Origin of the sequence: Halomonas sp. 328 (assembly GCF_015645095.1) — a bacterium.
Lineage (GTDB): Bacteria > Pseudomonadota > Gammaproteobacteria > Pseudomonadales > Halomonadaceae > Bisbaumannia.
Map to the genome: position 1 here is coordinate 168,656 of NZ_JADOTW010000001.1, position 12,346 is coordinate 181,001.

Sequence of the window (12,346 nt, forward strand, 5' to 3'; positions counted from 1 at the left end):
CGCGCCGCCAAGAGATCATTATCGCCGCAGCATACCGGCGACCAAAGCTGGCGCATTCTACCACAGCCACCAAGGAGCGGCGCCCCCACCGCAGTGCCTCCCCTGCCGCCCCGGCGCGAGATTGCCCTATTGCCTCCCCCCCCTCAGCCGTTATGCTGGGCTCAGGTTCCACGGAATGAGCTCACCATGCCCCCACGCCTGTTGCCCCCCCTGCTGCTCAGCGCCCTGCTCGCCGCCTGTCAGGGGAGCCCTATCGCCCCGTCCGGGGCCCCCGCCGAGGATCCGCTGGCCTCCGCCCCGCCGGTGACCCGGGGCCTGGATGCCGAGGGCCTGGCCACCCTGCTGACGGCGGAGCTGGCCGGCCAGCGCGGCGACTACCGCCGCGCCACCGAGGGTTATCTGAGCGCCGCCGAGCGCTATGGCGACCCGGCCCTGGTGGAACGGGCCGCCCTGGCGGCGCGCTTCAGCGAGGACGCGGCCCTGCTGGAGGAGGCGGCACGCCGCTGGCAGGAGCAGGCGCCCGAGGCGGCGGGCCCCCAGCGCCTGCTGGCCAGCCTGGCCCTACAGCGGGGCGACTGGGAAGGCGCCCTGGCGGCGCGCCTGGTCCTGAGTGCCCAGGGTGGCCAGGGAGACCTGGCCGGTTTCGCCGAGCTGGCCATCGAACAGGGCGCTTACCTGCCCCCCCTGCGGGAGCGGCTGCGCGACTTCCTCGGCGAACTTCCCGCCGGTCATCCGCGACATCATGACGCGGTCCTGGCCACCGCCCTGCTGGAAGCGGCCAGCGGCGCGCCCCTGGCCGCCGAGGCGCGCCTCGCTCGCCTCGCCGAGTCGCGCCCCAATGACCCCGCCCTATGGCTGATCCGCGCCCAGTTGGCCCTGGAGGCCGGGGATGGCGCCGCGGCGCGACGGGCGGCACGACGCGGCCTGAGCCTGGCCCCGGACGACAGCCGTTTCACCCTGGCCCTGGCCCAGGCGGAACTCCAGCTGGGCAACCTGGCCGCCGCCGAGGCCCAGACCGACAGTCTGCTGGCCTACCATGACGAGCATCAGGAGCTGCGCCTGGCCCTGGCGCGCCTCTACCTGGAGCATGATGCCCCGGCCCCCGCCCGACGCCTGCTGCTGCCCCTGATCGATGCCGGCGACGCCCCCCCGGTGACCTACCTGCTGCTGGGCGGTATCGCCGCCGCCGATGGCGAGGTGGAGAACGCCCTGCTCTACTATCGCCAGGTGCCCCCGGGGGACGCCTTCCTGGCCGCCCGTCTGCAGGCGGTGCTGCTGCTCGACGAGGCGGGACGCTTCGATGAGGCTCGCGAGCTGCTCGCCGAGGAGCGCCGCCGCCACCCCGACCAGCTCAGCCAACTCACCAGCCTGGAGGTGGAACTGCTCGACGAGCGCGGCCGCGCCGGCGAGGCGGATGCCCTGCTGAATCGCACCCTGGCGGCCAATCCGGCGGCCGCCGACCTGCGCTACCTGCGGGCCATGCGCGCCTACCAGGCCGGTGATGTCGACGCCATGGAAGCGGACCTGCACGAACTGCTGCGTCGCGACCCCGAGAGCGCCCTGGCCCTCAACGCCCTGGGCTACACCTATGCCGACGAGAACCGCCGCCTCGACGAGGCCCTCACACTGATCGAGCGGGCCCACGCCCTGGAGCCCGACAATGCCGCCATCCTCGATAGCCTGGGCTGGGTCCACTATCGCCTCGGCGACCCGGATACCGCCCTGCCCTACCTGGAGCGGGCCTATGCGCGGATGCCGGATCAGGAGATCGCCGCCCACCTGATCGAGGTGCTCTGGGCCCTGGGCCGTCACGATGAGGCCCGCGCCCGCCTCCGCGAAGCCCTGGAGCGCTTCGAGGAACGCCCGCTGATCGATGACCTGCTGCAACGCCAGCCCTCACTGCTGAACCAGGACACCCCATGATTCGACTGCTCGCCCCCCTGCTGGTACTGACCCTGCTGGCCGGCTGTGCCGTTCGCCCCCCCGCCGAGGCCCCCAGCGAGCGCGGCCCCTGGGCCGACCAGGCCGCGAGCCTCGAGGCCCTGGACACCTGGGAGCTGATCGCCCGGGTCGGCCTGCGTACCCCGGAGGAGGCCACCAGCGCCAACCTGGATTGGCGCCAGACCCCCTACCACTATCGCCTGCTGCTGAGCGGCCCCTTCGGCAGCGGCCGCAGCACCCTGGAGGGGCGCACCGGCCGGGTCTCCCTGACCACCCCCGAAGGGCGCTTCGAGGCCGAGAGCCCCGAGGCCCTGCTCCAGGAGCAGCTGGGCTGGAGCCTGCCGGTCTCGGCCCTGGACCACTGGGTCCGCGGCCTGCCCGCCGCCGGTCAGCACGACCTGGAGCGGGATGCCCAGGGCTACCCCCGACGCCTGCGCCAGGCCGGCTGGGAGATCGACTACCGGGACTGGACCTGGGCCGAAGGGCTCTGGCTGCCGCGCCGCCTGGTGATGAGTTATGACAGCCTCAGGGTCACCCTGGTGGTCAACGAGTGGCGCCCGGAGGTGGCTCGGTGACGCCCCCCCTGCGCCTGCCGGCACCCGCCAAGCTCAATCGCCTGCTGCATATCACCGGCCGTCGTGCCGACGGCTATCACGAGCTGCAGACCCTCTTCCAGTTCCTCGACCACGGCGACACCCTGACCTTCGCGACCCGCGACGACGGCACGCTGCGCCTGACCCCGGCCCTGCCCGGCGTCGCCGCCGAGGAGAACCTGATCCTGCGCGCCGCGCGCCTGCTGCGGGACGAGACCGGCTGCCGGCAAGGCGCCGACATCCACCTGGAGAAGCGCCTGCCCATGGGCGGCGGCCTGGGCGGCGGCAGCTCGGACGCCGCCACCACCCTGCTCGGCCTCAATGCCCTCTGGGGCCTGGACCTGTCCCTGGAACGCCTTGCCGAGCTGGGGCTCGCCCTGGGCGCCGACGTGCCGGTCTTCGTCCACGGCCAGGCCGCCTGGGCAGAGGGCATCGGCGAGCGGCTCACCCCGGTAGAGCTCGACACCCCCTGGTTCGTGGTCATTCACCCCGGCGTCTCGGTAGCCACCCCGGCGGTCTTCGGCGCCCCTCGATTGACACGTCATACCCCCCCCATTACCATGGCGCGCGCATTGCAGGAGGGGCCGGAGGGCTGGCATAACGACTGTGAAGCCACGGTTCGCGAGCTCTATCCGCCGGTCGCCGAAGCACTGGATTGGCTGGGCCAACAGGCGCCGACCCGGCTCACCGGCACCGGGGCCTGCCTCTTCGCCTGGTTGACGAACGAGGCGGATGCGGATAGCATTCTGCGCCGACTTGGCCGCCACGACTGGCAGGGCTTCAAGGCGCGGGGATGCAACCGGTCGCCTCTTCACGCGGTGTTGGAAGAGCGAGCGGCACCCGAGTCCTGACCCGGGTCAGCGGCAGGCCAATCGGCAAGATTGCTGGGGTATAGCCAAGCGGTAAGGCAGCGGTTTTTGGTATCGCCATGCGCAGGTTCGAATCCTGCTACCCCAGCCACTTCTTCCCGCCCGACTGCTCGATAAGCTCCTCATCCCTGACGAGATCCCCCAGACTCCTAAAGGTGCCGCGCGTGTCTAAATTGATGGTTTTCACCGGGAACGCCAATCCCGAACTCGCCCGTAAGATTGCCGAGGGCCTGGACAACCGGCTCGGCCATGCCACGGTCGGCCAGTTCAGCGATGGCGAAATCGCGGTCGAGATCAATGAGAACGTGCGTGGCAAGGATGTCTTTATCCTGCAGTCCACCTGCGCCCCCACCAACGACAACCTGATGGAACTGATCCTGATGGTGGACGCGCTGCGCCGCGCCTCCGCTCACCGGATCACCGCCGTGGTGCCCTACTTCGGTTACGCCCGTCAGGATCGCCGGGTGCGCTCCGCCCGGGTGCCCATCTCCGCCAAGGTGGTGGCCGACATGATGGTCAAGGCCGGCGTCGACCGGGTGATGACCATGGACCTGCACGCGGACCAGATCCAGGGCTTCTTCGACGTGCCGGTGGACAACGTCTACGGCTCGCCGATCCTGCTCGACGATATCGAGCGCCAGAATTACGACGACCTGGTGGTGGTCTCCCCCGACGTGGGCGGCGTGGTCCGCGCCCGGGCCATCGCCAAGCAGCTCAATGCCGACCTCGCCATCATCGACAAGCGTCGCCCCCAGGCCAACCAGGCCCAGGTGATGCACATCATCGGCGAGATCGAAGACCGCACCTGCGTGGTGGTGGACGACATGATCGATACCGCCGGCACCCTGTGCAAGGCCGGCGAGGCCCTCAAGGATCACGGCGCCCGCCGCGTGGTGGCCTATGCCACCCATCCGATCCTCTCCGGCCCCGCCGTCGACAATATCACCGGTTCGGTGCTCGACGAGGTGGTGGTCACCGACACCATCCCCCTCTCCGAGACCGCCCGTCGCAGCGGCAAGATTCGCCAGCTGAGCGTGGCCGGGCTGATCGCCGAGGCGATCCGCCGGGTCAGCAACGAAGAATCCGTCAGCGCCATGTTCCACTGAGAACGCGGCGCTCGGTCGCCCGCCCGGCACCGCCGGGCCCCTGGAAAGCGTTATCGCCTGGTCGCGGGGATGGCGCTTTCTCGATCCAACCCATGAGGTTTTCCAATGTCCGAATTCACTTTGACTGCCAGCGTTCGTAACGACCTGGGGAAAGGTGCGAGCCGCCGCCTGCGTCGTGCGAACCTCGAGGTGCCCGCCATCATCTACGGTGGTGAGAAGGCGCCCCAGCCGATCTCCGTCGAGAAGTCCGCCTTCTACAAGGCCATCGAGGACGAGGCCTTCTTCGCCTCCGTGATCACCCTCGACGTGGCCGGCCAGAAGGAGACCGTGGTGGTGCGTGACCTGCAGCGTCACCCCTTCAAGCCGCTGGTCACCCACGCCGACTTCCTGCGCGTCGACGCCACCCACGCCATCACCATCAAGGTGCCGCTGCACGTGGTGGGCGAAGAGCAGAGCAAGGCCATCAAGGAACAGGGCGGCGAACTGCACGTCCTGGCCAACGAGGTGGAAGTGAGCTGCCTGCCGAAGGACCTGCCCGACTTCCTGGAGATCGACATCACCGAGACCGAGATCGGTCAGACCCTGCACCTCTCCGACCTCAAGCTGCCGGAAGGCGTGACCCTGGTCGAGCTGAGCCACGGTGCCGACCACGACCAGGCCCTGGTCAACCTGACCAAGCCCAAGGTCCGTGGTGACGAGGCCGAAGGCGAAGAAGGCGGCGAAGAGAGCGCCGAGTAAGTCGTCGCTCCCGGGAGGCGCCCTCGCCTCCCTTCGCCCGTTCGATCAAGCGCCCCGCGGGGCGCTTGATTGCTTTGTGGAGATGCCAACATGCCCCAGATCAAGGCGATCATCGGACTCGGCAACCCCGGCGCCGAGTACGAGGCGACCCGCCATAACGCCGGCGCCTGGCTGGTCCAGGCCCTGGCCCGGCGCGGGCTCAGCGAGCTGCGCCCGGAGAAGAAGTTCCTGGGCCGCTACGCCAAGGTGCGCCTGGACGGTCACGAGGTTCACCTGCTCGAGCCCACCACCTTCATGAATCGCAGCGGCGCCGCCGTGGCGGCGCTGTGCAACTTCTACAAGCTTGCCCCGGACGAGCTGCTGGTGGCCCATGACGAACTGGATATCGCCCCCGGCACCGCCCGCTACAAGAGCGGTGGCGGCCACGGCGGCCATAACGGCCTGCGCGATATCATCAGCGCTCTCGGCAACGACAAGACCTTCCACCGGCTGCGCATCGGCATCGGCCACCCGGGCAGCGCCAAGCAGGTGGTCAACTATGTGCTGAGCCGCCCCGGCAAGGCGGAGCTGGCCGCCATCGAGGCCGCCCTGGACGAGATCCAGGCCACCCTCCCCGACGCCCTGGCCGGCGATTGGGCCCGGGCGATGAACCGGTTGCACGGCTTTTCCGCCTAAGGCGGAAAGCTAGCTGGAAGCTGGAAAGCACCATGGCTCCACCAACACTGGGGGTAAGGTTTTTCTTCAAGCTTCCAGCCGCGAAGCGGCGCTCTTCCCGCTTATAGCTGATCCTTGCCCCATCTCGTACAATGGCGCCAACTTACCCCGTCCCTCGGCACAGCATTCTCAGGAACAGATTATGGGTTTTAACTGCGGTATCGTCGGCCTGCCCAATGTGGGCAAGTCCACCCTCTTCAATGCGCTGACCAAGTCCGGCATCGACGCCGAGAACTTCCCCTTCTGCACCATCGAGCCCAATGTCGGTATCGTGCCGATGCCCGATCCGCGCCTCGACAAGCTGGCCGAGATCGTCAACCCCCAGAAGGTGCTGCCCACCACCATGGAGTTCGTCGATATCGCCGGCCTGGTGGCGGGCGCCTCCAAGGGCGAGGGCCTGGGCAACCAGTTCCTGGCCAATATCCGCGAGACCCAGGCCATCGCCCATGTGGTGCGCTGCTTCGACAACGACAACGTCATCCACGTCGCCAACCAGGTGGATCCCGCCAGCGATATCGAGACCATCAACCTGGAGCTGGCCCTGGCCGACCTGGACACCGTGGAGCGCGCCATCCAGCGCCTGGTGCGGGTCGCCAAGGGTGGCGACAAGGACGCCATCGCCACCAAGGCGATCCTCGAGCGCATCCAGCCCCACCTGGCCGAGGGCCAGCCGCTGCGTAGCTTCGGCCTCGATGACGACGAGAAGAAGGCGCTCAAGAGCTTCGGCTTCCTGACGCTCAAGCCCACCATGTATATCGCCAACGTCAACGAGGATGGTTTCGACGACAACCCCTACCTGGACGTGGTCAAGGCCATCGCCGCCGAGGAAGGCGCCGTGGTGGTGCCGGTGTGCAACCAGATCGAGGCGGAGATCGCCGAGCTCGACGACGAGGAACGCGCCATGTTCCTCGACGAGATGGGCATGGAGGAGCCGGGCCTGGATCGGGTGATCCGCGCCGGCTACGAGCTTCTCGGCCTGCAGACCTACTTCACCGCCGGGGTCAAGGAGGTGCGCGCCTGGACCGTCAAGGTGGGCGCCACCGCCCCCGAGGCCGCCGGGGTGATCCACACCGACTTCCAGAAGGGCTTTATCCGCGCCGAGGTGATCGGCTACGACGACTACGTCGCCCTGGGCGGCGAGCAGGGCGCCAAGGATGCCGGCAAGTGGCGCCTGGAGGGCAAGGAGTATGTCGTCAAGGACGGCGATGTGATCCACTTCCGCTTTAACGTCTAGAATACAAGGCGTTAGCGATTAGCTCTCTCACTGTCGAGGCCCGAGGCTAGCCTGGGGGCAAGCACTACGCAAAGACGCTGTGAATCCATCCATGGACGCTCGACTTTTTCGTCCCTGAAAAAGACGCTTTGCTCCGGCTTGCCCCCAGCGCCTCTCAGCCACCCTGAGTGAGGTGAGATGCCTCCGCACTTATCGCCACGGTTTTCCGACCGTGGCCGGCGCGGTAGACTCGAGGCTCGCCACCCGTCCGGGATCCGGAGATGGAACTCAAGGAATTCGCCTTCGGCGGCCTCTATATCGCTCCCCTGCTGCTCTATGCCCTGCTCGGCGCCCTCGTCACCCTGGTGCTGCGCTGGGGCCTGCACCGTCTCCTGCCCGGTCGTCGGCTCTGGTTCGAGGCCTGGTTCGACGCCTCGCTGTTCCTTCTCTCGACCGCCGCCATCGCCTTCCTGGCGATCGGCCCAGGAAGCCCCTGATGTCCACTCGACTCCGCCTGCTCGTGACCCTGGTGGTCGTGACCCTGGCCGCACTGGCCGGCCTCTGGCTTTGGTACGCCTACCTCTACACCCCCTGGACCCGGGACGGCCGGGTGCGCGCCGTGGTGATCACCCTGGCCAGCCAGGTCTCGGGGCCGGTGGAGACCCTATGGGTCACCGACGGACAAGCGGTCGAGGCCGGCGAGCCGCTGTTTCGCATCGAGCCCGGCCGTTACCAGCACCTGGTCGATGGCGCCGAGGCGACCCTGGAGCGACGCCGCGCCGAACTCGAGCTGCGCCAGCACGAGGCCGAGCGCCGCGACCACCTGGGGGCTCAGGTCATCAGTGCCGAACATCTCGAGGCCGCGCGCATCGATCGCCGGGTGGCCGCCGCCGCCCTGGCCCAGGCCGAGAGCGAGCTGGCCCGCGCCCGCCTCGACCTGGAACACACCACCGTCACCGCCCCCGTGGCCGGCCATGTCCTCAACCTGCGACTCGCCGGCGGCAACCCTGTCGCCGCCGGCAGTCCGGTCATGGCCCTGGTTCGGGACGACTCCTGGTATGTCACCGGTTACTTCGAGGAGACCAAGCTGCCGAGGATCCGCGTGGGGGATCCCGCCCGGGTCACGCTGATGAGCGGGGATACCACCCTCAACGGCCGGGTGGCCGCCATCGGCCGCGGCATCGCCGATGCCAATACGACGCCCGACGGCCAGTTGCTGCCCCAGGTCCAGCCGACCTTCGACTGGGTTCGCCTGGCCCAGCGTATCCCGGTGCATATCGCCCTGGACGAGCTGCCCGAGGGGCTCGCCCTCAGCGTCGGCATGACCGCCTCGGTGCGCATCCTCGACGCCGCGGCGGAGTGATCCCGTGTCGACCTGGCGACGCGCCTACCTGCCGCCACCGGCCCGTGCCCTGCGCTTCGCCACCAAGGCCACCCTGGCCATGCTGCTGGCCCTCTACGCGGCGCTATGGCTCGACCTGGAGCGCCCCTACTGGGCGCTGATCTCGGCCGCCTTCCTGCAACTGCGCCCGCTCAGCGGCATGGTGATCGAGAAGGGGCTGAGCCAGCTGGCCGGCACCCTGGCCGGCTGCCTGGCCGGCATCGCCATCATGGCAGCCTTCGTGCAGGTGCCGCCGGCGGCCCTGGGCGCCCTGACGCTGTGGATCATGCTATGCACCTACGTGAGCTCGCTGCAGTCCAGCAATGCCGCCTATGGCTGCATCATGGCCTCGGTGACCGCCATGCTGATCGTGGTGATCGCCGCCGCGGCGCCCCAGGCCCTGTTCAGCGTGGCCGTGGAGCGGCTCACCGAGCTGAGCCTGGGCGCCCTCTGCGCGACCCTGGTCAGCGCCCTGCTCTGGCCAGTACGGGTTCGCGATCACCTGATCGACCAGGCCGACAAGGTGCTGACCCAGGCCTTCACCCATGCCGCCCAGCGCCTCGGCGACGCCGACCCCGCCACGCTCCAGGCCAGCCTGACCGCCGGCCTGATGCCCCTGACCGAACTGGAGCCCGACAGTCGCGCCGCCCGCTACGAGGATCCCGACGGCAGTGGGCGCATCCGCGCCAGCCGCCTCCTCACCCACCGCACCCTGCGCCTGATGGCGACCCTGCACGCCCTCCAGCAACTGCGCCGGGACGACCGGCTCCCCGACGAGGCCGCCTGTCACCCCCTGCTCGCCGAGGCCGCCGAGCAGTTCGCCGCCCTCGCCGAGGGCCCCCCATCCGGGGAAGCGGGCCGGGCCCGGCTCCAGGCGCTGCGCCATCGGGTGCTGAGTGCCCTCGAGGCGCTCGAGGCCACCGAGACCGAGGAGACCGAGGTGTCGCTGCCCCCGCCGGGAGACCTGGCTCAGCAGCGCCTGCTGATCGGCCTGCGCGAGGCCCTGGGTCACGCCCTGGTGATGCTCGATGCCCGGGCGGCCATCGCCGCGCCGGGGGGCCAGCGCCTGCATGGCTGCGCCCCGGCGCGCCATCGTGACCGCCTCAGCGCCCTGCTCAATGCCCTGCGGGCCGGCGGCGCCTTCGCCCTGCTGGCCGGATTCTGGCTGGCCACCGGCTGGGAAGGCGCCATGGGCGCGATGATGATCGCGACCCTGCTCTCGGCCCTGTTCGCCGGCTTCGAGCGTCCGGTCGGCGCCAGCGTGCTCTATCTGCAGGGGCTGCTGGCGGCCATTCCCAGTGCCCTGCTGTTCGGCCATGTGCTGCTCGCCCCCGCCAGTGGCTTCCCGCTGCTCGCCCTGTTGCTGCTCACCCCCCTCTTCCTGGGCCTGCTGGGCGCCGCCGAGCCCCGCCTGATGGGCCCCTGCCTGGCCTTCGTGATCGGCAATATCATCCTGATCATGCCCGGCAATGCCATGAGCTTCGCCGTGGACGACTTCGTCAATCGGGCCCTGGGCATGATCATCGGCGTTACCACGGTGGTGATGGGCTTCCGGCTCCTGCCCGGCCTGCCCACCGAGCGGCGCCGTCGACGCCTGATCCGCGCCACCGTCCATGACCTGCGGCGCCTCTACCGGCGCCCCTTGCATCAGGCGGAGGCGCGCTTCAGCGGCGCCATGGCGGATCGCCTGCTCGACCTGGCCCGCCACGACGAGGATCTGCCGGAAGCGCAGCGACACCTCTTCGCGCTGGGGCTCACCGGTCTCGACCTGGGCTATGCCGGCCTGCTGCTGCGCCGCCGCCTCGACGGCCTCGCGGCCCCCACGGTGGACGCCGCCAAGCGCCGCCTGTTCGCCGCCCTGGCCACGGCCTATGCCGCCAGCGCCGCGGGGCATCGGGACTCGCGGCTGGCGGCGGCCAGCACGGCACTGCTCGATGCCCTGGCCGACCACCCGAGGGTCTCGCCCCGGGAACGGCACCTGCTCGCGGGCCTGCTGCGCCGTCTCGACCTGGCGCTGGCCGAGACGGCGAGCCGCCACCCCGCTGCCGATCCCGCGCCCCGACTCGGCGTGGCCAGCGAACGCCCCGAGTCGGGGTGATCGCGCGAAGCGGGTCAAAAAGTGTTGACGTATCAGGCCCTTGTTGAGTAGTATACGCGCCGTTGGCTACGTAGCTCAGCTGGTTAGAGCACATCACTCATAATGATGGGGTCCCCTGTTCGAATCAGGGCGTAGCCACCAAAGACACGAGAAAACGCCCGCCTGGTTCGCCAGGCGGGCGTTTTCGTTTGGCCTCGAGCCGAGCCTCACGGACGAGGAACGGGGGCGCCAGGCGCCCCCGCTCGATTTACGCCGGCTTGTTTTACGCCGGCTTGGGCATCACACCAGCTCGGCGCGATTGACGAAACCGGTCAGCACCCGGATCAACTGGTCGGCGTCGCGCACCCCGCAGGTCTCGCGGATCGAGTGCATGCCCCACTGGGGTACCCCCACGTCCAGGGTCGGCACGCCGAGTTCGCTGGCGGTGATCGGGCCGATGGTGCTGCCGCAGCCCATGTCGGCGCGGGTCACGAAGGTCTGCACCGGCACCCCCGCCGCCTGGCAGAGGTCGCGGAACATCGCCGCGGTGGCGCTATTGGTGGCGTAGCGCTGGTTGGCATTGACCTTGATCACCGGCCCGCCGTTGATCGCCGGGCCATGGCCGGCGTCATGCTTGTCGGCGAAGTTGGGGTGCAGGGCATGGGCGTTGTCGCAGGAGATCATCCGCGAGGCCTGGATCAGGCGGATAAAGCCCTCGTCGCCGCCCTCCCCCAACTGGCCATTGAGGCGCCGCAGCACGTCTTCCAGGAAGGGCCCCTGGGCGCCGCAGGCGCTGGCGCTGCCCACCTCTTCGTGATCGGTGGCCACCAGCACGGCGCCCTGCTCGCCATCCGAGGCCAGCAGCGCCTCCAGGCCGATAAAGCAGGAGAGCAGGTTGTCCAGGCGGGCACTGGCGATCAGCTCGCCCTCCACGCCGACCCGGGCCGGCGGCTGGGTGTCATACAGGGCCAGCTCGAAATCGAGCAGCGACACCCCCTCCAGGCCATGCTGCTCGTAGAGCCAGCGCTTGATCAGCGCCTCGAAGTCCGTCGCCTGGCCACCCTGCAGCAGCACCGGCGCCATCTCGGTCTGGGGGTTGATGGCGCGGCCGTTGTTGGCCTCGCGGTCCAGGTGGATGGCCAGGCTGGGCACCATGGCCACCGGCCGCGGCACGTTGAGCAGGACCCCCTGGATGCGTCCGTCGTCGCGGCGCAGATGCACCCGCCCGGCCAGGCCCAGGTCGCGGTCGAACCAGGGTGCCAGCAGCGCCCCGCCGTAGACCTCGATGCCGAGCTGCAACCAGCCATGGGCGGTCTTGGCGGCGTTGGGCTTGAGGCGCAGGCCGGGGCTATCGGTATGGGCGCCGATCATGCGCAGGTCGGCCAAGGGCCCCCGGGGCAGCTGCAGGGCGATGATCGAGGAGTCGTTGCGGGTCACATAGACCTTCTCCCCCGGGCTCAGCCGCCAGCCGGCCGTCTCGTCCAGGCGACGGTAACCGGCCTGCTCCAGGCGCTGCGCCATATTGGCGACCGCGTGCCAGGGAGTCGGGGAACGCTGCAGGAAGCCGAGCAGGCGCTCGAGGGTAGGCAAATGGGGCATGGGGATCCTCGCAGAAGGGTCTGTGTCTGGCGACAAGGGCTGCTACAATGCCGGTTCGGTCGGTGCAACCCTACGGCCGCATGCGTGTCTTCTAAGGATGGGAAGTGTACATGAA

At 69.4% G+C, this 12,346-nt stretch carries 11 protein-coding genes and 2 tRNA genes; 12 read left to right on the forward strand and 1 reads right to left on the reverse strand.

What is annotated here, in order from left to right; genetic code table 11:
* Positions 1-186: 186 nt before the first annotated feature.
* The 12 genes from IHD13_RS18520 to IHD13_RS00785 all read left to right on the forward strand — a co-directional run bounded on the left by IHD13_RS18520 (position 187) and on the right by IHD13_RS00785 (position 10,794).
* Positions 187-1,923: a tetratricopeptide repeat protein gene (locus tag IHD13_RS18520; RefSeq protein WP_195859111.1), complete on the forward strand. Its 1,737-nt coding sequence runs from the start codon at positions 187-189 to the stop codon at positions 1,921-1,923.
* Positions 1,920-2,516, forward strand: coding sequence for a lipoprotein insertase outer membrane protein LolB (gene lolB / locus IHD13_RS00735; RefSeq protein ID WP_195859112.1), 597 nt, complete (start codon positions 1,920-1,922; stop codon positions 2,514-2,516). The genes IHD13_RS18520 and lolB overlap by 4 nt, the downstream gene beginning before the upstream one ends.
* Positions 2,513-3,385 (forward strand): 4-(cytidine 5'-diphospho)-2-C-methyl-D-erythritol kinase, encoded by an 873-nt coding sequence (ispE, locus tag IHD13_RS00740; protein ID WP_195859113.1) that lies wholly within the window; start codon positions 2,513-2,515, stop codon positions 3,383-3,385. Before lolB ends, ispE begins: the two co-directional genes overlap by 4 nt.
* A 34-nt stretch (positions 3,386-3,419) precedes the next feature.
* Positions 3,420-3,494: transfer RNA gene (locus IHD13_RS00745), tRNA-Gln, on the forward strand.
* A 73-nt stretch (positions 3,495-3,567) separates the two neighbouring features.
* The gene (locus tag IHD13_RS00750) at positions 3,568-4,509 is read left to right on the forward strand and encodes a ribose-phosphate pyrophosphokinase (protein WP_195859114.1); all 942 of its coding nucleotides are present in this window, start codon (positions 3,568-3,570) and stop codon (positions 4,507-4,509) included.
* A 105-nt stretch (positions 4,510-4,614) separates the two neighbouring features.
* Entirely contained in the window at positions 4,615-5,247 is a 633-nt protein-coding gene (locus tag IHD13_RS00755; protein ID WP_195859115.1) for a 50S ribosomal protein L25/general stress protein Ctc, read from the forward strand.
* Between the two features lie 90 nt (positions 5,248-5,337).
* The gene (gene pth, locus IHD13_RS00760; RefSeq protein ID WP_195859116.1) at positions 5,338-5,922 is read left to right on the forward strand and encodes an aminoacyl-tRNA hydrolase; all 585 of its coding nucleotides are present in this window, start codon (positions 5,338-5,340) and stop codon (positions 5,920-5,922) included.
* A gap of 181 nt (positions 5,923-6,103) precedes the next feature.
* Positions 6,104-7,195 carry a redox-regulated ATPase YchF gene (gene ychF / locus IHD13_RS00765; RefSeq protein ID WP_195859117.1) on the forward strand — a complete coding sequence of 364 codons (1,092 nt, stop codon included), beginning with the start codon at positions 6,104-6,106 and terminating at the stop codon, positions 7,193-7,195.
* Positions 7,196-7,455: 260 nt separating this feature from the next.
* On the forward strand, positions 7,456-7,671 hold the full coding sequence (locus IHD13_RS00770; RefSeq protein ID WP_195859118.1) for a DUF1656 domain-containing protein: 216 nt from the start codon (positions 7,456-7,458) through the stop codon (positions 7,669-7,671).
* Positions 7,671-8,537, forward strand: a complete 867-nt coding sequence (locus tag IHD13_RS00775; RefSeq protein ID WP_195859119.1) for an efflux RND transporter periplasmic adaptor subunit — start codon at positions 7,671-7,673, stop codon at positions 8,535-8,537. The genes IHD13_RS00770 and IHD13_RS00775 overlap by 1 nt, the downstream gene beginning before the upstream one ends.
* 4 nt (positions 8,538-8,541) lie before the next feature.
* Complete coding sequence (locus IHD13_RS00780) at positions 8,542-10,653, forward strand: FUSC family protein (protein ID WP_195859120.1); 2,112 nt, start codon at positions 8,542-8,544, stop codon at positions 10,651-10,653.
* A gap of 64 nt (positions 10,654-10,717) precedes the next feature.
* Positions 10,718-10,794, forward strand: a tRNA-Met gene (locus IHD13_RS00785).
* Between the two features lie 138 nt (positions 10,795-10,932).
* Here the strand turns inward: IHD13_RS00785 and IHD13_RS00790 are convergent.
* Positions 10,933-12,231 carry a M18 family aminopeptidase gene (locus IHD13_RS00790; RefSeq protein WP_195859121.1) on the reverse strand — a complete coding sequence of 433 codons (1,299 nt, stop codon included), beginning with the start codon at positions 12,229-12,231 and terminating at the stop codon, positions 10,933-10,935.
* Positions 12,232-12,346: the final 115 nt, after the last annotated feature.

Excerpts from the sequence above, each read along its gene's own strand:
- IHD13_RS18520 (WP_195859111.1), top strand. The coding sequence starts at position 187 with ATGCCCCCACGCCTGTTGCCCCCCCTGCTGCTCAGCGCCCTGCTCGCC.
- lolB (WP_195859112.1), top strand. The coding sequence starts at position 1,920 with ATGATTCGACTGCTCGCCCCCCTGCTGGTACTGACCCTGCTGGCCGGC.
- IHD13_RS00755 (WP_195859115.1), top strand. The coding sequence starts at position 4,615 with ATGTCCGAATTCACTTTGACTGCCAGCGTTCGTAACGACCTGGGGAAA.
- pth (WP_195859116.1), top strand. The coding sequence starts at position 5,338 with ATGCCCCAGATCAAGGCGATCATCGGACTCGGCAACCCCGGCGCCGAG.
- ychF (WP_195859117.1), top strand. The coding sequence starts at position 6,104 with ATGGGTTTTAACTGCGGTATCGTCGGCCTGCCCAATGTGGGCAAGTCC.
- IHD13_RS00770 (WP_195859118.1), top strand. The coding sequence starts at position 7,456 with ATGGAACTCAAGGAATTCGCCTTCGGCGGCCTCTATATCGCTCCCCTG.
- IHD13_RS00775 (WP_195859119.1), top strand. The coding sequence starts at position 7,671 with ATGTCCACTCGACTCCGCCTGCTCGTGACCCTGGTGGTCGTGACCCTG.
- IHD13_RS00790 (WP_195859121.1), bottom strand. The coding sequence starts at position 12,231 with ATGCCCCATTTGCCTACCCTCGAGCGCCTGCTCGGCTTCCTGCAGCGT.